The 24,351-nt window shown below is 65.2% G+C and carries 26 protein-coding genes and 1 other RNA gene; 18 read left to right on the forward strand and 9 right to left on the reverse strand.

Annotated elements, in window-relative coordinates; all coding sequences use genetic code 11:
• Positions 1-70 precede the first annotated feature (70 nt).
• The gene (locus BLU22_RS13565; RefSeq protein WP_090215526.1) at positions 71-1,129 is read right to left on the reverse strand and encodes an AraC family transcriptional regulator; all 1,059 of its coding nucleotides are present in this window, start codon (positions 1,127-1,129) and stop codon (positions 71-73) included.
• Positions 1,126-2,040: a LysR family transcriptional regulator gene (locus tag BLU22_RS13570; protein WP_090215528.1), complete on the reverse strand. Its 915-nt coding sequence runs from the start codon at positions 2,038-2,040 to the stop codon at positions 1,126-1,128. The genes BLU22_RS13565 and BLU22_RS13570 overlap by 4 nt, the downstream gene beginning before the upstream one ends.
• Positions 2,041-2,251: 211 nt before the next feature.
• Between BLU22_RS13570 and BLU22_RS13575 the strand changes: the two genes are divergently transcribed.
• The 6 genes from BLU22_RS13575 to BLU22_RS13595 all read left to right on the forward strand — a co-directional run bounded on the left by BLU22_RS13575 (position 2,252) and on the right by BLU22_RS13595 (position 8,162).
• On the forward strand, positions 2,252-3,760 hold the full coding sequence (locus BLU22_RS13575) for a CoA-acylating methylmalonate-semialdehyde dehydrogenase (protein WP_090215532.1): 1,509 nt from the start codon (positions 2,252-2,254) through the stop codon (positions 3,758-3,760).
• Positions 3,761-3,823: 63 nt separating this feature from the next.
• Entirely contained in the window at positions 3,824-4,720 is an 897-nt protein-coding gene (gene mmsB / locus BLU22_RS13580; protein WP_090215534.1) for a 3-hydroxyisobutyrate dehydrogenase, read from the forward strand.
• The gene (locus tag BLU22_RS13585; RefSeq protein WP_090215537.1) at positions 4,717-5,772 is read left to right on the forward strand and encodes an enoyl-CoA hydratase/isomerase family protein; all 1,056 of its coding nucleotides are present in this window, start codon (positions 4,717-4,719) and stop codon (positions 5,770-5,772) included. Before mmsB ends, BLU22_RS13585 begins: the two co-directional genes overlap by 4 nt.
• A 40-nt stretch (positions 5,773-5,812) precedes the next feature.
• Positions 5,813-6,964 (forward strand): acyl-CoA dehydrogenase, encoded by a 1,152-nt coding sequence (locus BLU22_RS13590; protein ID WP_090215540.1) that lies wholly within the window; start codon positions 5,813-5,815, stop codon positions 6,962-6,964.
• A gap of 264 nt (positions 6,965-7,228) precedes the next feature.
• Entirely contained in the window at positions 7,229-7,696 is a 468-nt protein-coding gene (locus BLU22_RS15000) for a hypothetical protein (protein ID WP_157719004.1), read from the forward strand.
• Between the two features lie 64 nt (positions 7,697-7,760).
• Positions 7,761-8,162: a hypothetical protein gene (locus BLU22_RS13595; protein WP_090215543.1), complete on the forward strand. Its 402-nt coding sequence runs from the start codon at positions 7,761-7,763 to the stop codon at positions 8,160-8,162.
• Between the two features lie 258 nt (positions 8,163-8,420).
• Here BLU22_RS13595 and cadR read toward each other — a convergent pair whose 3' ends face one another.
• A complete protein-coding gene (cadR, locus tag BLU22_RS13600) occupies positions 8,421-8,894 on the reverse strand; it encodes a Cd(II)/Pb(II)-responsive transcriptional regulator (protein WP_090215546.1) in 474 nt (157 codons plus the stop codon).
• 113 nt (positions 8,895-9,007) lie between these two features.
• Between cadR and BLU22_RS13605 the strand changes: the two genes are divergently transcribed.
• Complete coding sequence (locus BLU22_RS13605; RefSeq protein WP_090215548.1) at positions 9,008-11,389, forward strand: heavy metal translocating P-type ATPase; 2,382 nt, start codon at positions 9,008-9,010, stop codon at positions 11,387-11,389.
• 51 nt (positions 11,390-11,440) lie between these two features.
• Here BLU22_RS13605 and BLU22_RS13610 read toward each other — a convergent pair whose 3' ends face one another.
• The 3 genes from BLU22_RS13610 to BLU22_RS13620 form a co-directional block, all read right to left on the reverse strand.
• Entirely contained in the window at positions 11,441-11,863 is a 423-nt protein-coding gene (locus BLU22_RS13610; protein ID WP_090216486.1) for a hypothetical protein, read from the reverse strand.
• Between the two features lie 150 nt (positions 11,864-12,013).
• Positions 12,014-12,805, reverse strand: a complete 792-nt coding sequence (gene hisN / locus BLU22_RS13615; protein ID WP_090215551.1) for a histidinol-phosphatase — start codon at positions 12,803-12,805, stop codon at positions 12,014-12,016.
• A gap of 59 nt (positions 12,806-12,864) precedes the next feature.
• A complete protein-coding gene (locus BLU22_RS13620) occupies positions 12,865-14,151 on the reverse strand; it encodes an ABC1 kinase family protein (protein ID WP_090215553.1) in 1,287 nt (428 codons plus the stop codon).
• Positions 14,152-14,316: 165 nt separating this feature from the next.
• Between BLU22_RS13620 and BLU22_RS13625 the strand changes: the two genes are divergently transcribed.
• The gene (locus tag BLU22_RS13625; RefSeq protein WP_090215556.1) at positions 14,317-14,772 is read left to right on the forward strand and encodes a hypothetical protein; all 456 of its coding nucleotides are present in this window, start codon (positions 14,317-14,319) and stop codon (positions 14,770-14,772) included.
• 102 nt (positions 14,773-14,874) lie between these two features.
• Here the strand turns inward: BLU22_RS13625 and ffs are convergent.
• Both ffs and BLU22_RS13635 read right to left on the reverse strand, forming a co-directional pair.
• Positions 14,875-14,971, reverse strand: an RNA gene (gene ffs / locus BLU22_RS13630) — signal recognition particle sRNA small type.
• A gap of 323 nt (positions 14,972-15,294) precedes the next feature.
• Entirely contained in the window at positions 15,295-15,579 is a 285-nt protein-coding gene (locus BLU22_RS13635) for a hypothetical protein (protein ID WP_090215559.1), read from the reverse strand.
• A 232-nt stretch (positions 15,580-15,811) separates the two neighbouring features.
• On the opposite strand from BLU22_RS13635, the gene BLU22_RS13640 reads away from it, so the two are divergent.
• From BLU22_RS13640 to BLU22_RS13675, 10 genes are all read left to right on the forward strand, one after another.
• Entirely contained in the window at positions 15,812-16,384 is a 573-nt protein-coding gene (locus BLU22_RS13640) for a recombinase family protein (protein ID WP_090215561.1), read from the forward strand.
• 659 nt (positions 16,385-17,043) lie between these two features.
• Positions 17,044-18,081, forward strand: a complete 1,038-nt coding sequence (locus BLU22_RS13645) for an IS630 family transposase (RefSeq protein WP_090211663.1) — start codon at positions 17,044-17,046, stop codon at positions 18,079-18,081.
• 519 nt (positions 18,082-18,600) lie between these two features.
• Positions 18,601-19,425 carry an antA/AntB antirepressor family protein gene (locus tag BLU22_RS13650; RefSeq protein WP_090215563.1) on the forward strand — a complete coding sequence of 275 codons (825 nt, stop codon included), beginning with the start codon at positions 18,601-18,603 and terminating at the stop codon, positions 19,423-19,425.
• Positions 19,426-19,427: 2 nt separating this feature from the next.
• A complete protein-coding gene (locus BLU22_RS15005; protein WP_157719005.1) occupies positions 19,428-19,580 on the forward strand; it encodes a hypothetical protein in 153 nt (50 codons plus the stop codon).
• On the forward strand, positions 19,574-19,783 hold the full coding sequence (locus BLU22_RS15010) for a hypothetical protein (RefSeq protein WP_157719006.1): 210 nt from the start codon (positions 19,574-19,576) through the stop codon (positions 19,781-19,783). Before BLU22_RS15005 ends, BLU22_RS15010 begins: the two co-directional genes overlap by 7 nt.
• Positions 19,784-20,081: 298 nt before the next feature.
• A complete protein-coding gene (locus tag BLU22_RS13655) occupies positions 20,082-20,321 on the forward strand; it encodes a helix-turn-helix domain-containing protein (protein ID WP_197676755.1) in 240 nt (79 codons plus the stop codon).
• Positions 20,318-20,518, forward strand: a complete 201-nt coding sequence (locus tag BLU22_RS13660; protein ID WP_090215566.1) for a hypothetical protein — start codon at positions 20,318-20,320, stop codon at positions 20,516-20,518. The genes BLU22_RS13655 and BLU22_RS13660 overlap by 4 nt, the downstream gene beginning before the upstream one ends.
• 133 nt (positions 20,519-20,651) lie before the next feature.
• Positions 20,652-21,434, forward strand: a complete 783-nt coding sequence (locus BLU22_RS13665; RefSeq protein WP_090215569.1) for a BRO-N domain-containing protein — start codon at positions 20,652-20,654, stop codon at positions 21,432-21,434.
• A gap of 107 nt (positions 21,435-21,541) precedes the next feature.
• Entirely contained in the window at positions 21,542-22,207 is a 666-nt protein-coding gene (locus tag BLU22_RS13670) for a KilA-N domain-containing protein (RefSeq protein ID WP_157719007.1), read from the forward strand.
• Between the two features lie 157 nt (positions 22,208-22,364).
• Positions 22,365-22,706 carry a MarR family winged helix-turn-helix transcriptional regulator gene (locus tag BLU22_RS13675; RefSeq protein WP_090215571.1) on the forward strand — a complete coding sequence of 114 codons (342 nt, stop codon included), beginning with the start codon at positions 22,365-22,367 and terminating at the stop codon, positions 22,704-22,706.
• Between the two features lie 97 nt (positions 22,707-22,803).
• On the opposite strand, the gene BLU22_RS13680 is transcribed toward BLU22_RS13675, so the two are convergent.
• Entirely contained in the window at positions 22,804-24,279 is a 1,476-nt protein-coding gene (locus BLU22_RS13680) for a site-specific integrase (RefSeq protein ID WP_090215574.1), read from the reverse strand.
• Between the last annotated feature and the right edge of the window lie 72 nt (positions 24,280-24,351).

Here is a 24,351-nt window from a genome sequence, read left to right on the forward strand (position 1 = left end):
CGGCTTGTTGTTGTGTGGAGCTGGCCGGATAGTCGCGCCGCCCCGGACGGGCGGGCAATGTCGAAACTCGTCAATCCTCGCGAGCAGTTTGGACAATTGCGGCGTGCCGGCCGCGCTGGCGGATCAGCGTGCGGTACTGCCCCGGCGTCGCCCCGGTCCACTTGCGGAACGCCTTGTAGAAGGCGCTGGCGTCGGCAAAGCCCAGCCCGAAGGCCAGCTCGGCGAAGTTCGGCTCGCCGCCGTCGAGATGGGCGATGGCCAGGTCGCGGCGCAACTGGTCCTTGAGCGACTGGTAGGACTGGCCCTCCTGGGCCAGATGACGGCGCAGGGTCGAGGCGCCCATGTGGAAGTGCCGCGCCAGGGCCTCCAGGTCCGGCCAGTCGGCCGGCGCCAGGGCGCGCAGGTGGGCCCGCACGCGCATCGCCAGGCTCTGCGGATCGCGGTAGCGGACCAGGATGTTGGCCGGCGCCCCGGCCAGGAAGCGCCGCAGCTCGTCCTTGCCGCGCCGCACCGGCTGGTCGAGGGCGCGGGCGTCGAGCAGCAGGCGGCTGCGCGGGCGGGAGAAGTTCAGGTTCGGGCCGAACATCACCCGGTAGTCGCCGTCGTAGTCCGGCGCCGGGGAGCGCAGGTCGATGGCCAGGATCGGCAGGCGCTGCCCGGCCAGCCAGCAGGCCAGGCCGTGGATCATCAGCCACAGGGTGAAGCAGGTGAAGGCGCGCGGCGGCGGCCCCGGCGGCTCGTCGAGGACGATCTCGGCCAGCGCGCCGCAGCGCGACAGGCGCGGATCGAGGTCGTCGAGGACCAGGCCGAGAAAGCGCAGCGCACCCTCCAGCGCCGCACCGACGCTGGCCTCGCCCAGCGCGGCGCGGGCCATGAAGGCGAAGCTGCCGGGCTTCATGCGCCGCCGGTTCATGGCGAAGAACTCGTCGTCGAGCACCCGCACGCTGGCCAGCCAGAGCCGCGCGTAGAGCGCCGCCGGCACCCGCGCGCCGGGCTGCGCCAGCGCCGGCGGGTCGATGCCGACGCCGCGCAGCAGCGCCTCGGCGTCGTGGCCAAGGCGGCGCAGTTCGAGCAGCGCCTCCTCCACCAGCGCGGCGGAGATGGTGCCCTTCTCGGTCGCCGCGCTCATGGCGCCATCCCGGCATCCGCCGCGCGGCCCATCAGCAGCGCCTGCTGCTGCGCCGCCGTCTCGCGCAGGAAGTTCCACGCCGCGCGCATCCGCGACAGGTCCTTGATCTCCACCGGCATCAGCATCCAGAAGGTGCGCACGAACTCCACCTCGCCGGGCAGCACCTCGCGCAGCGCCGGCTCGCCGGCGGCGGCGAACGCCGGGAGGATCGCCAGCCCGGCGCCGGCCGCCGCCGCGCGCTGCTGGGCGAGGATGCTGGTGCTGCGCAGCGCCACATGGCGCGGCCGGCCCAGCTCCTCCAGGTAGTGCAGTTCCTTGCTGTAGAGCAGGTCATCGATGTAGCCGACGAAACTGTGCTCGCGCAGGTCGTCGCGGCTGCGGATCGGCGCCCGCCCGGCCAGGTAGCGCTCGCTGGCGTACAGGCGCAGCACGTAGTCGGTGAGCCGGGTGATGATGTACGGCCCGCGCTCGGGGCGGTCGAGGGTGATGACGATGTCCGCCTCGCGGCGCGACAGGTTGACCATCCGCGGCACCGCCAGCAGGTCGACCTGCAGGTGCGGGTGGCGGGCGGTCAGCTCGGCCAGTTGCCCGGCCAGCAGCACGCTGCCGTAGCCCTCGGTGGCGCCGATGCGCACCAGCCCGGAGAGGTTGTCCTCGCCGCCGCCGGGGCGCGTCTCGATGCCGGAGAAGGCGCTTTCCATCGCCTCGACCTGCGGCAGCAGGCGCCGGCCGCTCTCGCTCAGGCTGTAGCCGCTGGCGGCGCGGACGAACAGCGCGGCGCCGTGGCTCTTCTCCAGCGCCTGGATGCGCCGCGCCACCGTGGTGTGATCGACGCCCAGCCGGCGCGCGGCGGCGGTCAGGGTACCGGCGCGCGACAGTTCGAGGAAGTAGCGCAGGTTGTCCCAGTCCATCGGTGTGTCTCCCGTGTGCGTGTGCGGAACGTGCGCGGGTACAGCTTGCCCCGGCGCGGCGCTCCGCCGCCATTGTGCGAATCTGCACAGGCGATGTGCAAATTGCGCCACTGTGCATGGCAATTTTCCACTGCTAGCGTTGTTTTACGGCCCGGCAACGCCGGCGCTCCGACCATAACAACGACAAGACAGCCCCACTGGCGAGGTGACCATGACCGCGACCCGCACCCTTCCCACCGTCAAGCTGCTGATCGGCGGCGAGTTCGTCGAATCGCAAACCACCGAGTGGCGCGACGTCGTCAACCCGGCCACCCAGGAGGTGCTGGCCCGCGTACCCTTCGCCACCGTCGATGAGATGAACGCCGCCGTGGCCAGCGCCAGGGAGGCCTTCAAGAGCTGGCGCAAGACCCCCATCGGTGCCCGCGCGCGGATCCTCCTCAAGTACCAGCAGCTGATCCGCGAGAACATGCAGGAACTGGCGGCGCTGCTCAGCGCCGAACAGGGCAAGACCCTGCCGGACGCCGAGGGCGACGTGTTCCGCGGCCTGGAGGTGGTCGAGCACGCCGCCAACATCGGCAGCCTGCAGCTCGGCGAACTGGCCAACAACGTCGCTGGCGGCGTCGACACCTACACCCTCAACCAGCCGCTGGGCGTGTGCGCCGGCATCACCCCGTTCAACTTCCCGGCGATGATTCCGCTGTGGATGTTCCCGATGGCCATCGCCACCGGCAACACCTTCGTCCTCAAGCCCTCCGAGCAGGACCCGATGGTCACCATGCGCCTGGTCGAGCTGGCCTTGGAAGCCGGCATTCCGGCGGGCGTGCTCAACGTCATCCATGGCGGCGCCGACGCGGTGAACCTCTTGTGCGACCACCCGGACATCAAGGCGGTGTCCTTCGTCGGCTCCACCCGGGTCGGCACCCACGTCTACGAGCGCGCATCGCTCAGCGGCAAGCGCGCACAGTGCATGATGGGCGCCAAGAACCACGCCATCGTCCTGCCCGACGCCCACAAGCAGCAGACCCTGGCCAACCTGGTCGGCGCCTGCTTCGGCGCGGCCGGCCAGCGCTGCATGGCGCTGTCGGTGGTGATCCTGGTCGGCGAGGCGCAGAGCTGGCTGCCGGAGCTGGTGGAGAAGGCCCGCACCCTCAAGGTCGGCGCCGGCAGCGAGCCGGGCACCGACGTCGGCCCGCTGATCTCCCGCGCGGCGCGGGCGCGGGTCGAGGAGCTGATCGGCTGCGGCGTGGCCGAAGGCGCCGAGCTGCTGCTCGACGGGCGCAACCCGCAGGTGCCGGGCTACGCCGACGGCAACTTCGTCGCCCCGACCATTTTCTCCGGCGTCACCCGTGAGATGACCATCTACCGGGAAGAGATCTTCGGCCCGGTGCTGTGCGTGATGCAGGCGGCGACCATGGACGAGGCCATCGCCATCATCAACGCCAACCCCAACGGCAACGGCACGGCCATCTTCACACGCTCCGGCGCCGCCGCGCGGCACTTCCAGGAAGAGATCGACGTCGGCCAGGTCGGCATCAACGTGCCGATCCCGGTGCCGGTGCCGATCTTCTCCTTCACCGGCTCGCGGGCCTCCAAGCTCGGCGACCTCGGCCCCTACGGCAAGCAGGTGGTGCAGTTCTACACCCAGACCAAGACCGTCACCGCACGCTGGTTCGACGAGGACGAGGTCGGCCACGTCAACACCACCATCACCCTGAAGTGAGTCGGGGCGGCCGGCGCCGCACGCGCCGGCCGTCCAACCAGAACGACAAGAAGAGGACTCGGCATGCATATCGGCTTTCTCGGACTCGGCAACATGGGAGCGCCCATGGCCCGCAACCTGCTCAAGGCCGGCCACCGGCTGAGCGTCTTCGATCCGGTGCCGGCGGCGGTCGCCGCCCTGGTCGAGGCCGGCGCCCACGCCGTCGACTCGGCGGGCGCGGTGGCCACGGCGGACGTCGAGGTCATCGTCACCATGCTGCCGGCCGCTGCGCAGGTGAAGGCGGTCTACCTAGGCGACGACGGCCTGCTCGCCCACGCCCGCCCCCGCGTGCTGCTGATCGACTGCTCGACCATCGACCCGCACAGCGCCCGCGAGGTGGCCGCCGCCGCCGAGGCGCAGGGCAACCCGATGCTCGACGCGCCGGTGTCCGGCGGCACTGGCGGCGCCGCGGCCGGCACCCTGACCTTCATGGTCGGCGGCAGCGATGCCGACTTCGCCCGCGCCCGACCGCTGCTCGCGGCGATGGGCAAGAACATCGTCCACTGCGGCGGCCACGGCAACGGCCAGGCCGCCAAGGTGGCCAACAACCTGCTGCTGGGCATCTCGATGATCGGCGTCGCCGAAGCGATGAACCTCGGCGTGGCCCTGGGCGTCGATCCCCAGGTGCTGGCCGGCGTCATCAACACCTCCAGCGGCCGCTGCTGGAGTTCCGACACCTACAACCCTTTCCCCGGGGTGATGGACAACGTGCCGGCCGCGCGCGGCTACAGCGGCGGCTTCGGCTGCGACCTGATGCTCAAGGACCTCGGCCTGGCCAGCGAGGCCGCCCGGCAGGCACGCCAGCCGGTGATCCTCGGCGCCCTCGCCCAGCAGCTCTACCAGACCTTCAGCGCCCAGGGCCATGGCGGCCTGGACTTCTCGGCGATCATCAACCTCTACCGCAAGGAACCCCAGGCATGAGCGCAGCCCCCGTCCTGGCCGAAGTGCGCAACCGCATCGGCCACCTCACCCTCAACCGCCCGCAGGGCCTCAACGCCCTCAACCTGGACATGGTCCGCCTGCTGCAGCGCCAGCTGTCGGCCTGGGCCGACGACGGGCAGATCCTCGCCGTGGTGCTGCGCGGTGCCGGCGAAAAGGCCTTCTGCGCCGGCGGCGACATCCGCGCCCTGTACGACAGCTACCAGGCCGGCGACGACCAGTGGCAGCGCTTCTTCGAGGAGGAATACGCCCTCGACCAGTACATCCACGCCTATCCCAAGCCCTTCCTCGCCCTGGTCGACGGCTTCGTACTCGGCGGCGGCATGGGCCTGATGCAGGGCGCCGCGCTGCGGGTGATCACCGAACGCACGCGCATGGGCATGCCGGAAACCGCCATCGGCTACTTCCCCGACGTCGGCTCCAGCCACTTCCTGTCGCGCCTGCCCGGCGAGCTGGGCACCTACCTGGGCGTCACCGGCAACCAGATCCGCGCCGCCGACGCGCTCTACGCGGGCCTGGCCGACTGGTGCCTGCCCAGCGAACAGCTCGCCGAGTTCGACCGCTGCCTGGACAACCTGAGCTGGAACACCCCGGCGCGCGAAACCCTGCGCACCCTGCTCGCCACCCTCGCCTCGCGTACCCTGCCCGGTGCCGAACTCCAGGCGCTGCACCCGGCCATCGAACAGCACTTCGCCCAGGACAGCATCGCGGCGATCCGCGCCTCGCTGCAGGGCGAAACCCGCGAGGCCTTCCGCGCCTGGGCCGAGGACACCCTCAAGGTTCTCGACAGCCGCTCGCCGCTGGCCCTGTGCGTGACCCTCGAACTGCTGCGCCGGGGCCGCCAGCTGTCGCTGGCCGAGTGTTTCGCCCAGGAACTGCACCTGGACCGCCAGTGGTTCGCCGCCGGCGACTTCATCGAAGGCGTGCGCGCGCTGATCGTCGACAAGGACAAGAACCCGCGCTGGAACCCACCGCACCTGGAGGCCGTCGACCCCGCCCAGGTACAGCGCCTGTTCGCCCGCGCCAGCCGCTGAAGCGCCCGCAGCCACCGGACAAGAACAAGAGAGAACGGCCATGAACGACCTCGAATTCACCGAAGAACAACGGATGATCCGCGACATGGCGCACGACTTCGCCCAGCGCGAGATCGCTCCGCGCGCCGCCGCCTGGGAAAAGGCCGGCTGGATCGACGACGCCCTGATCGCCCAAATGGGCGAACTGGGCCTGCTCGGCATGGTGGTGCCCGAGGAATGGGGCGGCAGCTACATCGACTACGTGGCCTACGCCCTGGCGGTGGAGGAAGTCTCCGCCGGCGACGGCGCCCTGGGCGCGCTGATGAGCGTGCACAACTCGGTGGGCTGCGGCCCGCTGCTCAACTACGGCACCCAGGCACAGAAGGAAGCCTGGCTGCCCGTGCTGGCCGGCGGCCGGGCCATCGGCTGCTTCTGCCTGACCGAACCGCAGGCCGGCTCCGAGGCCCACAACCTGCGCACCCGCGCCGAGCTCAAGGACGGCCACTGGGTGCTCAACGGCGCCAAGCAGTTCGTCACCAACGGCAAGCGTGCCAAGCTGGCCATCGTCTTCGCCGTCACCGACCCGGAACTGGGCAAAAAGGGCCTGTCGGCCTTCCTGGTGCCCACCGACACCCCCGGCTTCGTGGTCGAGCGCGCCGAACACAAGATGGGCCTGCGCGCCTCCGACACCTGCGCCATCGCCCTCGACGACTGCCGCATCCCGCAGGAGAACCTGCTCGGCGAACGCGGCAAGGGCCTGGCCATCGCCCTTTCCAACCTGGAGGGGGGGCGCATCGGCATCGCCGCCCAGGCCCTCGGCATCGCCCGCGCCGCCTTCGACGCCGCCCTGCGCTACGCCCGCGAACGCGTGCAGTTCGGCAAGCCGATCATCGAGCACCAGAGCATCGCCAACCTGCTGGCCGACATGCACACCCGCCTCAACGCCGCGCGCCTGCTCACCCTGCACGCCGCCCGCCTGAAAAGCGCCGGCCTGCCCTGCCTGTCCGAAGCCTCGCAGGCCAAGCTGTTCGCCTCGGAAATGGCCGAACAGGTCTGCTCCAGCGCCATCCAGATCCACGGCGGCTACGGCTACCTGGAGGATTACCCGGTAGAGCGCTACTACCGCGATGCGCGGATCACGCAGATCTACGAGGGCACCAGCGAGATTCAGCGGATGTTGATTGCAAGGGAGTTAGGCAATTACGGGGTTTGATGACAGTTTGAGACTTGGTGCGGACAACCTAGGCAGCCAGCGCTGCCCAGGTTGTTTTTTGTCTGGATGACGCGTTAACCTCGCCGCATTGCAAAAATGCCGTACGCAAAGGGACTTCTCATCATGGCGCATAACCTGCTCTCAGCTTTAGCCACAGTCAAAATCCCACATTATAAATTCTGACAAATATCTCACCCACCATTCTCATCCAATATACTACCGATTAATACAATCCTCAGCAAAACCGGATCACAAGGAAGAAACATGCCAAAATCTGAAATATTCGAGCTCCACCTAAAAAGATCAGACAAAGACAATGACATCTTCAGCCCTGAATATCAAAATGAGCTGAATGAGTTTTCCAAAGGCGCACACGCAAGTAGCCAGCGCAGCTTTGCCATGGACTGCGCAGCAGGCAGCGGCGGCCTAATTGGTGAATTCGTCTTCAACAACGCAGAAGCATTAATTGCCGCACTTGCATATGTCGCAAGCACATGGATAACCGCCAAAAATGGAAGAAGAGTCCGCATAAAAACTAAAGAAATTGAAATAGAGGCAAGTTCAACCGAAGAGATCAATGAGGTACTGGATAAAATAAAAAATCTTCAGGAAAACACCCAAACCCCAACAAATAACCAACAACCAAAGAAAACAATAGACCCGAGCATCCAATCCAGCTCACCCAAAAATCCAAAAATCACCCGCCAGCAGAAAAATCAGACACAACGATGAAATTCGAAAACCTAATTCACCTCAAACCATAACAAATATCACCTATTACTGAGCTCCCCACAAAATGCACCGCACCCGCCGCCTTGCAATTATCATCGCCTGCTATCTGCTCTCCGCATACGGCATTCTCTGCTCGCTGATGCTGGCGGGAATGGCCGGCGCCGGCTCGCCGGGCGCGGGCATGGTCGGTCTGCTGATCGTGTTGGCTTGGCTGTGCCACCTCGTCATGAGCATCGGCTGGGTGCTCGATCGGCCCGCCCGCCGATGGCTGCCGATCTGCGGCAGCGTGGCCGGCTCGGTGGCGTTGCTGGCGTGGCCTGTCGCGAACCCGGCGCTTGAGCGTTTTTCGATCTCCGACGCCCTCGGCGCCGCGGTCATGGGCGGCGGCTTCGTCCTGCCCTGCTTGCTGCTTGCCCTCCATCTCGTCCGCTTCCACCTGACGGCCCACCGCCCGGCCGGCGCCTGAAACCGGACGGGGCAACGCCCCAGCCCGACAGTCCCGCAGGATGCGCCACGCGCACCGGGAAACCGCGCCGACTCATGCCATCCCTGGCACTGGCTGCAAACACCGGCACAGCCCGCGTCCGCATCACGAAACCTTCACAACCCGCGCCCTATACTCGCCCCATCTAGTCTCCTTGGCCCCGCCCCGTGCGGGGTTTTCTTTTTCTGCCATTCCCGTTTCCCACCCCCGATACGCCGCCCCTACGTCCGGCCGGCCGCCTCAGTCGTGCCCGGCCTGCCCCTGCGGGTGGGTGCCGGGCACGTGGTTGTGCGGGTGTCCGTCGCCGCGGCGATCCTCGGCCAGCGGCTGCGACAGTTCGCGCAGGATGCCGCAGGCGTCCGCCGCGCCGGGGACGGTGCAGCGCTGGCGCAGGTTCAGCAGGTGCGCTTCGAGCTGGCGCAGCTCGCGGATGCGCGAGCAGACGTGTTCGATGTGGCGGTCGAGCAGCCGGTTGACGTCGGCGCACGGCTCGTGCGGAGCGTCCTTGAGGCGCAGCAGGGCGCGGATTTCCTCGTGGGTCATGTCCAGCAGCCGGCAGTGGCGGATGAAGGTCAGGCGTTCGAGGTGTTCGCCGCCGTAGATCCGGTAGTTGCCTTCGCTGCGCGCCGGCGCGGGGAGCAGGCCTTCGCGCTCGTAGTAGCGGATGGTTTCCACCGCGGTTCCGGTATTTCTCGCCAGTTCGCCGATCTTCATCGCCCTCTCCTCCGCCCCTCGATGGGCGCCCATCGCCGCCAGCATAGTCGCTTGACTCTGTAGCCACTACAGGCTGTTTACTCCCGGTACGCCATCCGAACAGGGAGAAGGCCATGGCCTCCTGCAAGACCGACAATTGCGGCTGCTCGTCCGCCGCGCTCGCCCCGCCGGCCGGCATCCGCGTGGCGCGCTACCGCATCGACAACATGGATTGCCCCACCGAGGAACGGCTTATCCGTAGCCGCCTGGAAGGCTTCCCCGGTATCGCCACGCTGGACTTCGACCTGCTCGGGCGCACCCTGAGCATCGGCCACCGTCTCGACTCGCTGGCTGGCGTCGAGGCGCAACTCGCCGCCCTCGACATGCATGCCGTGCGTGTGGACAGCCGCCACACGCGGCTGGCCATCGCCGGCATGGACTGCCCGACCGAGGAACGGCTGATCCGCGAGCGTCTGGGCAGCCTGCCGGGCGTCGACAGCCTGGAGTTCGACCTGCTGAACCGCCAGTTGCGCATCGACCACGACCCGGCCGCGCTGGAGGCGATACTCGCCGCGCTGGCCGCCCTCGATCTGCCGGGGCGGGTGCTGGACGAGGCGGCGCCGGCCAATGCCGCCGGGGACGCCGCGCCGCGCCGGCCCTGGTGGCCGCTGGCGCTGTCCGGGGTCTGCGCGACCCTCGCCGAGGTCATGCACTGGGTCAACGGCGGCAACCACTGGCTGGTGATGCTGCTGGCCCTGCTGGCCATCGGCGTCGGCGGGCTGTCCACCTACCGCAAGGGCTGGATCGCCCTGCGCAACCGCAACCTGAACATCAACGCGCTGATGTCGATTGCCGTCACCGGGGCCATGCTGATCGGCCAGTGGCCGGAGGCGGCGATGGTGATGTTCCTGTTCGCCCTCGCCGAGGTCATCGAGGCCCGCTCGCTGGAGCGTGCCCGCCACGCGATTCGCGGCCTGCTGGCGCTGGCCCCGGACACCGCCACCGTGCGGCAGGCCGATGGCGGCTGGCGGAGCATGCCGGCCAGCGCGGTGCAGGTCGGCGCGCAGGTGCGCCTGCGGCCGGGCGAGCGCATCGCGCTGGACGGCGTGGTCAGCGCCGGACGCTCGGCGGTGAACCAGGCGCCGATCACCGGCGAGAGCCTGCCGGTGGACAAGGCCCCCGGCGACAGCCTGTTCGCCGGCAGCATCAACGGCACCGGCGCGCTGGAGTACCGGGTCAGCGCCGAGGCCAGCCATTCGACCCTGGCGCGGATCATCCAGGCGGTGGAGTCCGCCCAGGGACGCCGCGCGCCGACCCAGCGCTTCGTCGACCGCTTCGCGCAGGTCTACACCCCGGCGGTGTTCCTGGTCGCCCTGCTGACCGCGCTGATCCCGCCGCTGCTGCTCGCCGGGGACTGGCTGGAGTGGGTCTACCGGGCGCTGGTGCTGCTGGTGATCGCCTGCCCCTGCGCGCTGGTGATCTCCACCCCGGTGACGGTGGTCAGCGGCCTGGCCGCCGCCGCGCGCATGGGCATCCTGATCAAGGGCGGCGTGTACCTGGAGGAAGGTCGCCGGCTGGCCACCCTGGCGCTGGACAAGACCGGCACCCTGACCCATGGCCGACCGGTGCAGACCGACTTCCAGGCCCTCGACGGCGAGGCGGCGCAGGTGCAGCGGGTGGCCGCCAGTCTGGCCGCGCACTCCGACCATCCGGTGTCGCGCGCCATCGCCCGCGCCGCGCAGGAGGCCGGGCTGCAGATGCTCGCGGTGAGCGGGCTGGAGGCGATTCCGGGGCACGGGGTGCGCGGCACGGTCGACGGCCAGTCCTGCCATCTGGGCAATCACCGGCTGATCGAGCGTCTGGGGCTGTGCTCGCCGGCCATCGAGGCACGCCTGGAGGCGCTGGAGCGGCAGGGCAAATCGGTGGTGCTACTGGCCGGCCCGCAGGGCGTGCGCGGCCTCTTCGCGGTGGCCGACACCCTGCGCGACAGCAGCCGCGCGGCGGTCGCCGAGCTGCACGCGCTGGGGGTGAAGACCCTGATGCTCAGCGGCGACAACCGCCACACCGCCGAGGCCATCGCCCGCGACGTCGGCATCGACGAGAGCTGCAGCGAACTGCTGCCGGAGGAGAAGCTGGCGCGCATCGAACGCCTGCTGGCGGACAGTCCGCCCGGCAGCGTCGGCATGGTCGGCGACGGCATCAACGACGCCCCGGCGCTGGCTCGCGCCAGTATCGGTTTCGCGATGGGCGCGGCGGGCACCGACACCGCCATCGAAACCGCCGATGTCGCGCTGATGGACGACGATCTGCGCAAGATTCCCGCCTTCATCCGCCTCTCGCGCGCCACCGCGCGCGTCCTGCGGCAGAACATCGCCCTGGCCCTGGCGATCAAGGCGGTGTTCCTGGCGCTGACCTTCAGCGGCGATGCGACCCTGTGGATGGCGGTGTTCGCCGACATGGGCGCCAGCCTGCTGGTGGTGGCGAACGGCCTGCGCCTGCTGCGTCAGGCGCCATAGCCGGCGGGGGCCGCGGCGCGCGGGGACGGCGTTGCCGCGGCGCGCCCGGGCTTACTCCAGCTCTTCGTCGTCGCGGATCAGCACGCACAGACGACCCTGGTCGTCCTCGTGCCAGTCGTGGACGTAGTACATCGCCACCCCGCCCTCGGCGAGCATGACCGCCACGTAGTCGCCCACGTCGGGGGTGAAGAAGCCGCGCGCGGCAGGCTCGGCCTCGCACTCGATGAAGGCGTGGAAGAACAGCGCCGGGTCGTCCTCGTCGAAGTAGGCGGCGCAGGCCTCGGCATCCCACTCGGCCGGCGGCTGGAAGGCGCCGCGGAAGAGGATGCGCGCATCGCCCAGGTCTTCCTCCTCGGCGTCCGGGTCGTCCTCGTCGGCGCGGTACAGGGTGCAGTCCAGCGCCTGCGGATTGCCGAGGATTTCCCGCCGCGCCGCCAGGCGCTGCAACGGATCGAGGCCGTCGGCCTCGCACATCTGTACCCACACCTTGTCCATGCTGCGCTCCCGAATATGGCTCTGCGAATCGGCGCCGGGCACCAGCCTGGCAGCGTGGCGCGACGCCACGGTGACAGCCGCCCCGGATCGAGGCGGCGGATCATAGCAAGGCTGCCGGCGCGACACCCGTTACATCGCGTGGCGCAGGCGCTCGACCAGCTGGGCGTGCAGCTCGGGGTCGCCGCAGGCGATCACCGCACCGCCGTGCTGGGCGGTGCTGCCGTCCCAGGCGGTCATCACCCCGCCGGCGCCCTCGACGATGGGCATCAGCGCCTGCACGTCGTAGGGCTGCAGGCTGGCCTCGACGATGGCGTCGACGAAGCCCGAGGCGAGCATGCAGTAGGCGTAGCAGTCGCCGCCGAAGCGCAGCAGCTGGGCATCGGCCGCCACCGCCTCGAAGGCGGCGCGGCGCGCAGCGCTGTCGAACATGTCAGGGGTGGTGCACATCAGTCGCGCGCTGGACAGGCTCTTGCAGGCGCGGGTGCGCAGCGGCGTGCCGTTGCGCCAGGCGCCTGCCGGGCTGCCGGTGTAGCGCTCGCCGGTGAACGGCTGGTTCATCACCCCGAGCACCGGGCGCTCGCCGTCGTTGAGGGCGATCAGCGTGCCCCACAGCGGCAGGCCGGTGATGAAGGCGCGGGTGCCGTCGATGGGGTCGAGCACCCAGGTCAGCGGGCTGCTTCCGGTCACCGCGTCTTCCTCCTCGCCGAGGATGCCGTGCTCGGGGTAGCGGGCCAGGATCAGCTCGCGCATGGCGCGCTCGGCGGCCTTGTCGGCGACGGTCACCGGGTCGAACAGCCGGCCGCCCTTGTCGTCCACCGCCAGTTCGGCGCGGAAATAGGGGGCGATGGCGGCGGCGGCGGCATCCGCCAGTTGCTCGGCGAAGGCCTGGTATTCGGCAAGTTGCGCAGCGCTGAGGGACATCGAAGGCTCCAGGGTACGAACGGGAAAGGCGCGGATCATAGCAAGGGCCGACACATCCTTCAGCCGGCCGGCGGCGCGCCGCGCAGGCCGCGCTCCAGCGCATCGGCCAGCGCCACCGGCACGCCGAGCCGCACCAGGTTCCAGTAGTGGCCCTCCAGGGTGCGGTTGACCAGCAGGGTGGTCGGCGAGGGCTGCAGGCTGCCGAGCATGCCCAGCACCTCGGGCGACAGGTCGAGCAACTGGCGATGCAGACGCGTGGCGGCGAAATCCCAGGGCTGGCCGGGCTGCAGCACGGGGTGCAGCAGCGCCTGCAGGCGCCGGTACAGCGGCCACGGCGGCGCCGAGGCCGGCTGGCGCGTGCCCAAAGCCTGGAAGGCGCGCTCCAGACGCTCGACGCTGCCGGCCTGCAGGGCGCGGTAGGCGTCGACGTAGGCCTGCAGCACGTCCGGCGCCAGGCGCTGCACGCAGCCGAAGTCGTAGACCACTAGCTCGCCGGCCTCGGTGTAGGCGAAGTTGCCGGCGTGCGGGTCGGCATGCAGCAGGCCCAGCTCGAAGGCCTGGGCGACCAGCCAGTCGACCAGGGTCTGCGCCACCCGCTGGCGCACCGCGACGCTGGCCCGGTCGATGCCCGAGAGCGGCAGGCCGGCCACTTCGTCGAGCGCCAGCACGCCGGGCCGGCACAGCGCCTCGCAGGGCTCGGGCAGGCGCAGCCCCGGCCAGGCGGCGAAGTGCCGGCGGTAGACCTTTAGCCGCTCCAGCTCCAGGGCATAGTCCAGCTCCGCCTCGATGCTGCGCGCCAGCTCGCGGTAGACGCCATCGAGCTGCCCGGCCGGCGCGCACAACAGGCGCCCGAGCGGCAGCAGGCGGCGCAGTTGGGCCAGGTCGGCGCGGCAGATCTCGGCCATGCCCGGATACTGCACCTTGAGCATCAGCGGCCGGCCGTCGCGGGCCACGGCGCGATGCACCTGACCGAGCGAGGCGGCCGCGCAGGGCTGGGGCTCGATGTGGCGGAAATGACGCTGCAGATCGCCGTCGTAGAGACGGCACAGGTGGGCTTCCAACTCGGCGAAAGGCAGCGCCGGCACCTGGTTCTGCAGCCGCGTCAACGCCTGCACGATCGGCTCGGGCAGCAGATCCTGCCACTGCGCGGCCATCTGTCCGAGCTTGAGCACCGGCCCCTTCATCTCGCCGAGCACCTCGCCGAGCAGCGCGCCCACCGGCTGCCAGTCGATCCCCTCGCGACCGCGCAGCAGGCGCTGGCCGACAGTGCCGCCGGCAATCCGCGCGGCGGTGCCGGTGAGCGTCAGGAAGCGCCCGAGGGCGGAGCGTGAAGGCGGAGTGGACATCGCAAAGACCTCGCAGGAACCTGCCCCGATCCTCGGCGAGCCCGGCGGCGCGGGCAAGCCTGCATGCGACCACAGCGACGCCGCGCCGGACTGGCGGCACGCCGGGCAACCCGGCAAGATCGACCCAGCGGCGCTCCCCGGCGCCGACCGTCCACGGAGCGCGCCATGCAAGCCGTCTACATCGACACCGAATTCACCCAGCTCAGCGCGGAGCGCCGGCTGATCTCCCTCGGCCTGGTCGCCGCCGGCGGCGCCGAGTTCTACGTCGAACTCAGCGACACCTGGGAGGAAGCCGACTGCTCGGACTTCGTGCGTGAGATCGTCCTGCCGCAACTGCAACCGCAGCGCCACGGCCTGCCGGCGGCCGAAGCCGCTCGGGCGGCGCATGCCTTTCTCACCGGGCTGGGCGAGATCGAGATCGTCGGCGATGCCCTGGCCTGGGACTGGCCGCTGCTGGTCGAGCTGCTGGCGCCTCTGGGCCTGCCCGATAACGTGTGCGGCCACCGCCAGGTCGATGACCCGCTCGCGGTGCTGCCCAGCGCGGCCATCCCCCATCACGCCCTCTACGACGCCCGGCTGCTCTGCGCCCTGTGCGAAGGCCGGGCGCTGCCCGGCGAGTGAACGGGTCGCCCCTTGCGGCAGGCGCCAGAACGCCCTGCGGGCCGAGAATGGACGCAGCGACGGGGAGGAAAACGGAATTTGCCGGGGCAGAAATGGAGGCGGCCCCGCCAGCCACGCCCCGGAACACAATGTCACCACTATGGCTGCTCCCTTCCGGGCCTGACCAGGTTTACGGCTGATTGTTGCGGGTAGGCTTGGAGACCGCGCCATTACTGGCTTCCAGCGGTTTCTGTCCATCACACGACTATTGACTGGTGGCTGCATTCTACAGCGAGCGATTCAGCCTGTAGCAGCCCTTGGATCACCTGTTCGGATCACTTTTGGATCACTTTTGGATCACCTAGCCACACCCAGAGCGGCTATTTTTTGAGCAAATTTATGAGACCCCATATACGCAGGGGCTTACCTGTCGTTCCCCCGGTACCCTACCCAGGCTCGCCGTCTTAGAAGGAGCCTCCCCAAGCTGCTGCATCTTCCTGTGGCTGGCAGGGGCAGGGTTGAGGTCGCTGTGCCGTTCAAGTCTTAGGCATCATTCCAGCGCTCAATGTTTCCTTCCCAGCCCTCCATTTCCTCCTCGCTCATCGCGGATTCACCGTCGTGGTCGGAGCACTCGTCTTCGGAGTTCAGCTCGCTGAGGGCATACGCCGCCTCGCCCCTGCAGTAGCGGCAAAATCCGTACTCACCGCTGCTTGCCACGCAAGCGAAGTGAATGAAGTCTCCCGTGTCGTACCCCCCGGCCCTAATGGGGATCAGCGGCTCTCTGTCTTCACCTTGACCGCAAATGACGCACTGGTTTTCGTTTGACATTGCTTTCTCCTAGCTGGATTTGAGTAGAGGAAGACCACTCAAAGTAGGCTGAAAGATTGATGAGAGCCAGTGGATCAGATTGTGTACCTTTTGATCCATCCTGAAGCCTTCCTCAAGCCAACGAAGGAATGCGGCCTCCAAGTAGCTCAGATCTGTTGACTTCCACTGATCCACGACCTAGCATCCTGAGCCAACCATTAGATCCACCTCTGCGCTCAGGGAGCAACCAGCCATGACCGCCACCATCGCCTACGTCCGAGTCAGCACCGACGACCAGACCACCGAGGCCCAGCGTCACACCATCAGCCAACGCTTCAACGTCAATGAGTGGTTCTCCGATGAGGCCACCAGTGGCGCTACGAAGGCGCTGCAGAGGGATGGGTTCAAGGCGCTACATGCCTATGCCCGCAAGGGAGATACCGTCGTGGTGGCTGCGATAGACCGTCTGGGCAGGGATACCATCGACGTTCTGGAGACGGTGGAGGCACTGAAGGCCAAGGGAGTGACAGTGGTCTCGATCCGTGAAGGCTTCGATCTCTCCAGCCCAGTGGGTAAGGCCATGCTGACCATGCTCGCTGCAATGGCAGAGCTGGAGCGATCCAACATCAAGGCGCGTCAGATGGCTGGAATAGAGAAGGCCAGGGCGCAGGGGAAGAAGCTGGGTGCCCCGAAGGTGATCGACGATGGGGCTGTGGCTGCCTGGAGGAAGGAGAACAGCGCCAGCATTGCCGATACCGCCCAGCACTGGAGGATCTCCACGGCTGCAGTGAAGAGGGCTTGCCGGGCCTTCAGGGTCGAGGCTTGAGCCTGTGCTGTGGTGAAGCCCTGTGGTGGGGTGTGCTTACTTTTTCCGCCCCAAGATCCACCGTAAGCCACCCCGGAAGCCTCACCAGCAGAGCCACTTTCTCAACACCGAAGGTCTGCCCCGGTGGTTGCACCCGGCTGTGAGCCTCTGGTCTCGACAAGAATCGTGCCAATCTTGAGGGGGTCGATTAGGACGCACTACTGAGGGAGAAACGTCTCAACCGTGCAGAATCGTCTCATCGGCATCCTTGGTGCTCGGTGGGCCTTCTGAAGCTGGCGCTCATGTTCGACAAGAATCGTGCCAACTTCAGGGTGGTCGATTAGGTTGCACTACTGAGGGAGAAACGTCCCTAACTGGGAAAGGCTCATCGCATCAGCATCCACGCTGGGCAGTGACCGAGTACCCGTGACTACTTTGAGCTTCAGGCGTGTAGAACCGATAAACGCACCCATCAGTGGGTGGCAGTTCAACGGAAGGGAACCTGACGAAGCTGGCTTGGGGGTGATGGCACCAAGTCGAGGCTGGCTACCTGCGTAGATGCAGGGTGTAGTCGCGGATGGCGAAGCCACTATAAGTTTCTCTTGTAGTGCTTTCACCATTCATCATCACCATCAATATTAATCCGGCAATACAATAGGGCATAATCAGCGTTTTTCACCATGACCAGCGACGCACGAAGCCTCAGCCCCTTGGAACAGCGCGAAAAACGCGCTATCGCCCTACGCATGCGCGAGCAGGGGTATACCTACAGAGCCATCGGCGAAGCCGTTGGCGTTCATCTGCGCACGGTGGCGCATTGGGTCGCGATCGCGGAGCACCAGGGCAAAGAGGCCGCGATCGAAGGTGGCCAGCGCGGATCGCTGCCGGGGGAGCGACGCAGCCTGTCCTCCGAGCAGGAGTCACTGATTCGCACCCTGTTGCTCGACACCATGCCGGATCAGTTGAAGCTGGACTTCGCGCTCTGGACGCGTGATGCGGTGCGCGCCCTGATCGCCCTGCACTGCGGCTTTCAGATGCCTATCCGGACAGTCGGTGAATACCTCAAGCGTTGGGGCTATACCCCACAACGCCCGTTGAAGCGCGCCTACCAGCAGAAGCCCGAGGCGATAAAGCGCTGGCTGGAAACCGAGTATCCGAAGATCGAGCAGCGCGCCAAGGCCGAGGGCGGCGAGATCCACTGGGGCGATGAAACCGGCCTGCGCAGCGACAGTCATGCAGGGCGCAGCTACGCCCCGGCAGGGCGGACGCCCGTACGCGAAGTCAGCGGAAGCCGCTTTGCCACGAACATGATTTCGACGGTGACCAACCGGGGCAAGCTGCGCTTCATGCTGTACCGGGAAACCATGACAGCGGTCGTGCTGATCCGCTTCCTGGGGCGACTGATCCGGGATACCAGCGGGCGCAAGGTCTTCCTGGTCTTGGACAACCTGCGCGTGCACCACAGCAAGAAGGTCAAAGCCTGGCTGGAGGGGCGGCGCGAACGGATTGAGGTGTTCTTTCTGCCCGCCTACGCCCCCGAGCTCAACCCGGACGAATACCTGAATGGCGATCTCAAGCATCAGGTGCGCAGCGGGCCAAGTTTGAAAAGTCGGGATGCGTTGGAAGGCCGAGTCCGCTCGGTCATGCGGCGCCTTCAATCAAAGCCCGAGCGGATTCGTTCCTACTTCCGACATCCCAAAATCGCGTATGCAGCATGATTTGGGGTATTGGGTTGCCGGATTAATATCACCTATGAAGTTGATGACTATGAGTGATGACATCAAGTGATCTTGTGGAGCAACTGAAAGTCAAGCCTAAGGTGGAGCCACAAGTGCTACTTGATGACTACACCTTCATTGGTTCTGACCACGATGGTGATGATGATATTGATCAGTCCCCAGTGACGATCTTCGATCTCCGACACAACTGACCGAGAGCCTCTCTGCTCTTCCCAGCTTCCTCCTCGGTCATGTGTCAGGTCATGTGTCGGGAATGATGGTCAGGTGTCAGTGGTGATGATGGTGGTATGTCAGATGCCATATCCACCACCCATTCCTCCACCTCAGCCCCACCTCAAGTCCAACTTCAAGTAACACCTCGCAGCTTCCCTTGCTGCTTCAACTCAAACCCAGCCCGTTTTGTCCAGCCGTTCGAGCCGTCCATGTTTCCCCTTGGTGTGGGGAGCTGGTGGTGTGGACGGAAGGGACTCTGACGGCTGCACAAAAAGGAATCACACCATGAAGATCAAGCGTACTGGCAAGTCCTTCAACTACACTCCGGCTGACTGCCCGAAGCATGTGATGCTGACTCTCGGATTCACTGAAGAACAGACCGAGAGGATGATCCGGGTGCGCCGGATACTTCCCTTTGTCGAGAGCAGAACAGAGCCGTGTATTGATGCCCGGAAGCTCTGGGAAAAAATAGGCAGACCCGAAGCCCGTTTCGACAAATGGGTCTCTCGCGGCGCAGCAAGAATAATGGACGAATTCGGGCATTATTCGGAGGTGGTAAAGAAGAGCACACCATCATCGCGAAAGCCCCGCACCGACTACATTCTCAGCCGTAACTGCGCAGCGCATTTGGCCATGAGCACTCAAACCCCAGAAGGGCGCGAGGTTCGGCACTACTTCCTCGACATGGAAGAGCTGGCCCTCAAGCTCATCCGCTACACCCCTCTCCGTGGCTCCATGATCACCACCATCGACAACCAGGTGGCCAAACAGGCATTCGTGGTTGCAGGTAACAAGGCCAAGGCTGGTGAGCTACCGAAGAATCTGGTCAAGAGCGAAGCCTTCAATACCCAGAAGACCCTCATGTCGCTGGTATGCAGGGTGATGACTGGTCTCTCTGCTGGTGAATGGAGGGCCAAGGTAGGGAAAGGCATCCGTGATGTACTCTGCCCAGAAGACCTCAATCAGTACGCCCGAGCTTACGACCTTGCCTCAATGCTGCAAACGGCAGGGAAGTCTCTCGGTGAGATCGAGGAGACGCTCAAAGCCAACTTCGGCAACAGCATCCAGGTCGATGACTACCTCACCGAGCAGCACCCGGAGGTAGCCTGAACATGCGACTGATCGAAGCCTTCTTCATCGTTGCACTGCCCATCTGGCTCTCCATGCCGCTGATCTACTTCCTGCTCCTCCAGCTCAACCCAGGCATGAAGCTCACCACAGCACAGAACAAGGCATCTTGCGGAGGCAACTGCAAGCCATGCTGACCAGAGCTGACAAGCAGATCTCACCGGAAGTACGCAAGCATCAGAAACTCAAGGCGATCAAGGAGAAGCCCAAGGTGGCAACTCCAACCAACCCCGATAGACGCACCCTCGCTGAACACATGGCTGAAGTGGAGCGTCAATGGAAGGCAACCACACGGATGAACCTTCCGGTGCTTCGTTTGGTGAAGACCACGAACGAATAGCTGTACCTCTTCTCTTTCCTCTCTTTCTCTCTCCCGTGGCAACCCCCGGTCATCCCTTCGTCTGCACCTCGCAGAAGATCGCTCTGCGGTCTGGATGGCTGGGGGTATTTTTTCGTGAAAGCCTCTCTCCCCGGAAGACATCTTGTTCATGTCATGACCCGCTCTCCACTGCTACTGATTCGATCAGTCCCGTGGGCTAACTGCGAGCCTCTCTGATTAGGACGCACTCATGGATGACGCCCCCGGTTCCGACTGGGGGTGTCCTCCGATGCCCACGACAACTGTGAGAAGACCGCACATGAACCTGCAGTACATCCGTCGCCTGTCCCCGCAGTGCGACTTGATTCTGAACCACCTGGAGAAGGGCCACTCGATCACCCAGCGATCCGCCCTGATGGACTTCGGCGTGATGGCTCTGCCGCGCCGCATCAAGGATCTCAAGGAGATGGGCTACCCGATCCGCTCCGTGATGGAGACCAACAACCTGACCGGCCAACGCTACGCCCGCTACTCCCTGGAGAAGGAGACCCTGCAGTGATCCAGCTCAACAAGATCTTGAAGTCGTTCTCCAAGACCATCGACCAGCTCGAACGACTGATCGCCACCAACAACATCGAGGTTGACCACAACACCCAACAGATCGACCACCTGCAAGGCAAGAACCTGATGCTGCTGGCTGAAGCCCAGGCAGCCAAGGAGACCGCCGAGAAGTTGAAAGCTCTGGTAGGCCAGTGACCCAGACCTGACCCGACGAATCGACGGGTTAGGTATCCAGCACAAGACCTGGGTGGCCAAATCGGCCAGTCAGCTACCCCGAATCCCCAGGCCCGCACAACGCGGGCTTTTTCATGCCTAGAGGAAAGAGACCATGACCAACCAAGTGACCAACTTCAAGTTCGAGGGCAGCGCCGAGATCCGTGTGGTGAGCATCGACGGCAACCCGTGGTTCGTTGCGAAGGATGTGTGCAAGGCCATCGGCTACAACGTCAAGGAAAGTGGCGATGTGAACACATCCCAGGCGCTGAAACCGCTTGCTTCGGACGAGGTTATCACTAGTCAGATTAGTGATAACCGTGGAAAACCTCCGAAGCTGATCTCCGAGTCCGGCCTCTACAAGCTCATCATGCGCTCGAACAAACCGGAAGCCCGCCGCTTCCAAGACTGGGTGACCCGCGAAGTACTCCCGGCCATCCGCAAGGACGGTGCCTACATCATGGGCGAGGAGAAGGTGGCGACCGGCGAGCTGGATGAAGACGCCTTCATTGCCAAGGCGATGGAGATCATGCAGCGCAAGATCGAACGCCTGAAGGAAGAGAAGGCCAAGCTGGCTGTGGAGAACCAAGAGCTGACCCACGAACGCGACGGTCTGTCCTCCGTGGTCGGCTCGAAGATGCACACCCTTGGCCGCTTTGCTCGCACCCTCCCGCAGATCAACAGCCTCGCCATCAAGTCCGACCTGCAGCGCCTCGGCTACCTGTACAGGAAAGGTGGCACCTACCGGATCTACCGCCAGTACGAGCACCTGTTCGTCGAGAAGTTCAACGATCAGTACGGCTCCATCGACATCTTCGTGACCGAGAAGGGCAAGACCCTGATCGCCTCTCTGGCTGACCAGAAGAAGCTGACCATGAAGAAGGCGTATGCAGCATGAGCGAGTGGGTACAGACCCAGACCTGACCGGCTGAATTGACCAGTCAGCTACCCCGAATCCCCAGGCCCGCACAACGCGGGCTTTTTCATGCCTAGAGGAAAGAGACCGTGACCAACGCAATCATCACCCGCGAGTACAACGGCAACGTCTTCACCTTCCGCGAGGACGGCTACTTCAACATGACCGACGCTGCGAAGAAGTTCGGCAAGCGCCTGGATAACTTCATGGTTTCCCCGGAGACCAAGGACTACGTCGAAGCCCTTTCTCAAACCCTGGATTCCAGGGATTGCCAAGTAGTACAGGCGTTCCGTGGGGGCCGCACCCCTGGCACCTGGGGCCATCCCAAGCTCGCCGTCTTCTTCGCCCGCTGGCTGGACGTGAAGTTCGCTGTGTTCTGCGACATGGTGATCGACGACATCCTCAACAAGAAGGCCGAGCTGACCATCACCCAGCCCGCCGAGTCGATGGCCATGAAGGTTCCTCAGTCCTTCCCCGAAGCCCTGCGTCTGGCTGCCGAACTGGCAGAGCAGAACGAGAAGCTCGCCTCCGAGAACAAGGTGATGCACGACGAGCTGAACCTGCTGACCGTCGATGAGTACCGGGCACTGACCCACCGCTACTTCAACCACGGCTACAAGGTGAAGCTGGGTCAGGCAGCCACCCGAGTCCTCCGCTCCGAAGGTCGTGAACCTGACCAGCAGGAGCGCACTGTCCACGTCTTAACAGCCTCGCCGTCACCCCTGACCGGCAGCGCCTCGGCAGGATATATTTGACGCGCGCAGCCCCAAGCTCGTGGGCTACAGATTGCTCATGGCGTACAGCATCCAGCCGACTACGAAAGAGTTGCTCTGCTGGACACTGAGGAGAAAGGTACGCATATCTGGGTGGCGAGGCTGCGTCTCGTCATATCAGGTGAGAAGGAACTGAAATATGCTGGACAAGACCCTGATCAATGGCTTCCGCTTCCTTGAGGAACTCCGCAAGCTCGACCCAGAGATGCAGCTCCAGACTGCACAGACGTTCATGTGCGTTGCCCTTCGTCCGGGCATCACGATGAAGGAGATAGGAGACAAGCTGGGACTTTCCCAGTCCTCTTGCTCCAGAAACGTAGCGGCGCTCTCGAAGGTGCATCGCCTGAACAAACCAGGGCACAACCTTGTGGTGGCGGTCGAAGACCCAATGGAACGCCGCCGCAAGGTGGTAAACCTCACCCCAGATGGCGAGCGTATGGCCCGTAACATCAAGGCTCTACTCGAAGGCAACGACTTCTAAGCGAGGAGTGGTGCAAGACAGGCCTCGAACCTGGACAAAGCAGGTATTGCATCCGGAGCGGGAGGCCGAAGCCATCGCCGCGCTCGACCCTCTCCGCTCACTGCAACCACCCAACAGCATCGAAGTCCACTGCCTCCACCACCGGGGCCAGTACCTCGGGCCTGAAGTCCTTACCGTAGCGACTGAAGGTGATGCCACCCGTCTGGTGCCCCAGCAGCCCACCTACCAGCGCCTCACTGAGACCCTTCTGCTTCAGGTGATCGGCAATGGTGTGACGGAAGCTGTGGAAGTCCTTCTGCCCTTCCCCATCCCTGAAGCCCAACTGCTCACGAACACGGGCGAACCACTTCGACGGAGCAGCCGCGTAGCCATGCTTCTTGTGGCAGGTCAGTTCAGGGAAGACCCGCTGGTGCCCTGCCGCCCGCTGCTTCTGGATGAACTCGATGAAGCCCAGCGCCTTGAGCTTGGAATGGATCGGCACCAGCCGCTCGGAAGATGCAGTCTTGAGCTTCTGATCGGGTCGTGATGCTCGGATGTGGAGGCAGTCCACACCGTTGATGGTCACCACATCGTCGAGGTAGAGCTGACACAGCTCATTGAGCCTTGCTCCGGTATACAGCCCCAGCAGGGGTAGCCAGTACTGATTCGGCTTCTTGGTGCTGGCCGAGGCGTATACCTCCTTCGAGAACAACCGGCGCAGATCCTCCTCGGTGAAGACACTGCGCTCCTCGCTGACCTTGCCCCGCTGCCTCACCCTCAGCCCATCGAAGGGATTGCGCTCGCAGTAGCCCTCACGGATGGCGTAGGAGAAGAAGGTAGTCAGGTTCTTCACATAGTTGTTGAACGTAGTAAGGCTGATCGTGCTGGTTGCCGTCTTGATGATCTCCTCCAAGGACTGGCCTTCGGGGAGCTGATAGAGACGCGGAGGCAGCTTGAGTGCTGTCTCGCGGAACTTCCGGGCATCCTGGCGGGTGATCAGGTCAATGGGCATGTCACCGATGATCCGCACCAGCAGGGCAGCAACGGATCGCTTGTCGTCGATGGTCTTGGTCGAGACGCCTTCCTGCTCCTGCTGCCCCAAGCACTCCTCGACCACCTTGGAGAAGCGAGGAGACGTACTGGGCGAGTCTGGCACCAACCCCATGCCTTGACCTGAAGAAGCTCTTGTAGAGGCTCTGCGGAGCTTCTGAGAGCCTTCTGCCTCTCTGCCCTGCCCCACCTCGCCATTCGCTCCGGGCTGCCCCTGTGGGGGCACTCCAGAAGCCACCATCTCGACCAACTGCTGCTGACGGAGCCATGAGGCCCAACTGGCGACTCGCTTGCCTCCAGCCTCCCATGCACCACGCAAGGCATCAAGACAGGGACGAACACCCTGGAAGGCTTGGGTGTAGAGGCGCTGAACCTGCAGGAGCAACTCACGGCCACGGATCAAGGCTTCGCGCTTGCAGCGGGTCTGCAGGGAGCGACGAATCTCGGCACAGGGGAACAACGGACGAAGGACTTCTGGCACCACGATCCTGAAATAGAAGACCGAGTGTCGGGACAACCAGAGGTAGGAGGGAACGGCTGGCACGGTGGATCACCCTTTGGATCACTCGCGTGTCTCAGGGCAAAAAACCGTTGAAAATCAAGGACTTACAGAAAT

The sequence above is a fragment of the Pseudomonas guangdongensis genome (assembly GCF_900105885.1).
Taxonomy (GTDB): domain Bacteria; phylum Pseudomonadota; class Gammaproteobacteria; order Pseudomonadales; family Pseudomonadaceae; genus Geopseudomonas; species Geopseudomonas guangdongensis.

Bases quoted from the DNA above. Each gene is read 5' to 3' on its own strand.
- BLU22_RS13625 (WP_090215556.1), top strand. From the start codon at position 14,317: ATGCAAGCCGTCTACATCGACACCGAATTCACCCAGCTCAGCGCGGAG.
- cadR (WP_090215546.1), bottom strand. From the start codon at position 8,894: ATGAAGATCGGCGAACTGGCGAGAAATACCGGAACCGCGGTGGAAACC.
- BLU22_RS13610 (WP_090216486.1), bottom strand. From the start codon at position 11,863: ATGTGCGAGGCCGACGGCCTCGATCCGTTGCAGCGCCTGGCGGCGCGG.
- BLU22_RS13620 (WP_090215553.1), bottom strand. From the start codon at position 14,151: ATGTCCACTCCGCCTTCACGCTCCGCCCTCGGGCGCTTCCTGACGCTC.
- BLU22_RS13570 (WP_090215528.1), bottom strand. From the start codon at position 2,040: ATGGACTGGGACAACCTGCGCTACTTCCTCGAACTGTCGCGCGCCGGT.
- BLU22_RS13585 (WP_090215537.1), top strand. From the start codon at position 4,717: ATGAGCGCAGCCCCCGTCCTGGCCGAAGTGCGCAACCGCATCGGCCAC.
- BLU22_RS13675 (WP_090215571.1), top strand. From the start codon at position 22,365: ATGCTGGACAAGACCCTGATCAATGGCTTCCGCTTCCTTGAGGAACTC.
- mmsB (WP_090215534.1), top strand. From the start codon at position 3,824: ATGCATATCGGCTTTCTCGGACTCGGCAACATGGGAGCGCCCATGGCC.
- BLU22_RS13635 (WP_090215559.1), bottom strand. From the start codon at position 15,579: ATGTCAAACGAAAACCAGTGCGTCATTTGCGGTCAAGGTGAAGACAGA.
- BLU22_RS13640 (WP_090215561.1), top strand. From the start codon at position 15,812: ATGACCGCCACCATCGCCTACGTCCGAGTCAGCACCGACGACCAGACC.
- BLU22_RS15005 (WP_157719005.1), top strand. From the start codon at position 19,428: ATGCGACTGATCGAAGCCTTCTTCATCGTTGCACTGCCCATCTGGCTC.
- BLU22_RS13645 (WP_090211663.1), top strand. From the start codon at position 17,044: ATGACCAGCGACGCACGAAGCCTCAGCCCCTTGGAACAGCGCGAAAAA.
- hisN (WP_090215551.1), bottom strand. From the start codon at position 12,805: ATGTCCCTCAGCGCTGCGCAACTTGCCGAATACCAGGCCTTCGCCGAG.
- BLU22_RS13650 (WP_090215563.1), top strand. From the start codon at position 18,601: ATGAAGATCAAGCGTACTGGCAAGTCCTTCAACTACACTCCGGCTGAC.
- BLU22_RS13595 (WP_090215543.1), top strand. From the start codon at position 7,761: ATGCACCGCACCCGCCGCCTTGCAATTATCATCGCCTGCTATCTGCTC.
- BLU22_RS13655 (WP_197676755.1), top strand. From the start codon at position 20,082: ATGAACCTGCAGTACATCCGTCGCCTGTCCCCGCAGTGCGACTTGATT.
- BLU22_RS15010 (WP_157719006.1), top strand. From the start codon at position 19,574: ATGCTGACCAGAGCTGACAAGCAGATCTCACCGGAAGTACGCAAGCAT.
- BLU22_RS13665 (WP_090215569.1), top strand. From the start codon at position 20,652: ATGACCAACCAAGTGACCAACTTCAAGTTCGAGGGCAGCGCCGAGATC.
- BLU22_RS15000 (WP_157719004.1), top strand. From the start codon at position 7,229: ATGCCAAAATCTGAAATATTCGAGCTCCACCTAAAAAGATCAGACAAA.
- BLU22_RS13575 (WP_090215532.1), top strand. From the start codon at position 2,252: ATGACCGCGACCCGCACCCTTCCCACCGTCAAGCTGCTGATCGGCGGC.
- BLU22_RS13605 (WP_090215548.1), top strand. From the start codon at position 9,008: ATGGCCTCCTGCAAGACCGACAATTGCGGCTGCTCGTCCGCCGCGCTC.
- BLU22_RS13590 (WP_090215540.1), top strand. From the start codon at position 5,813: ATGAACGACCTCGAATTCACCGAAGAACAACGGATGATCCGCGACATG.
- BLU22_RS13565 (WP_090215526.1), bottom strand. From the start codon at position 1,129: ATGAGCGCGGCGACCGAGAAGGGCACCATCTCCGCCGCGCTGGTGGAG.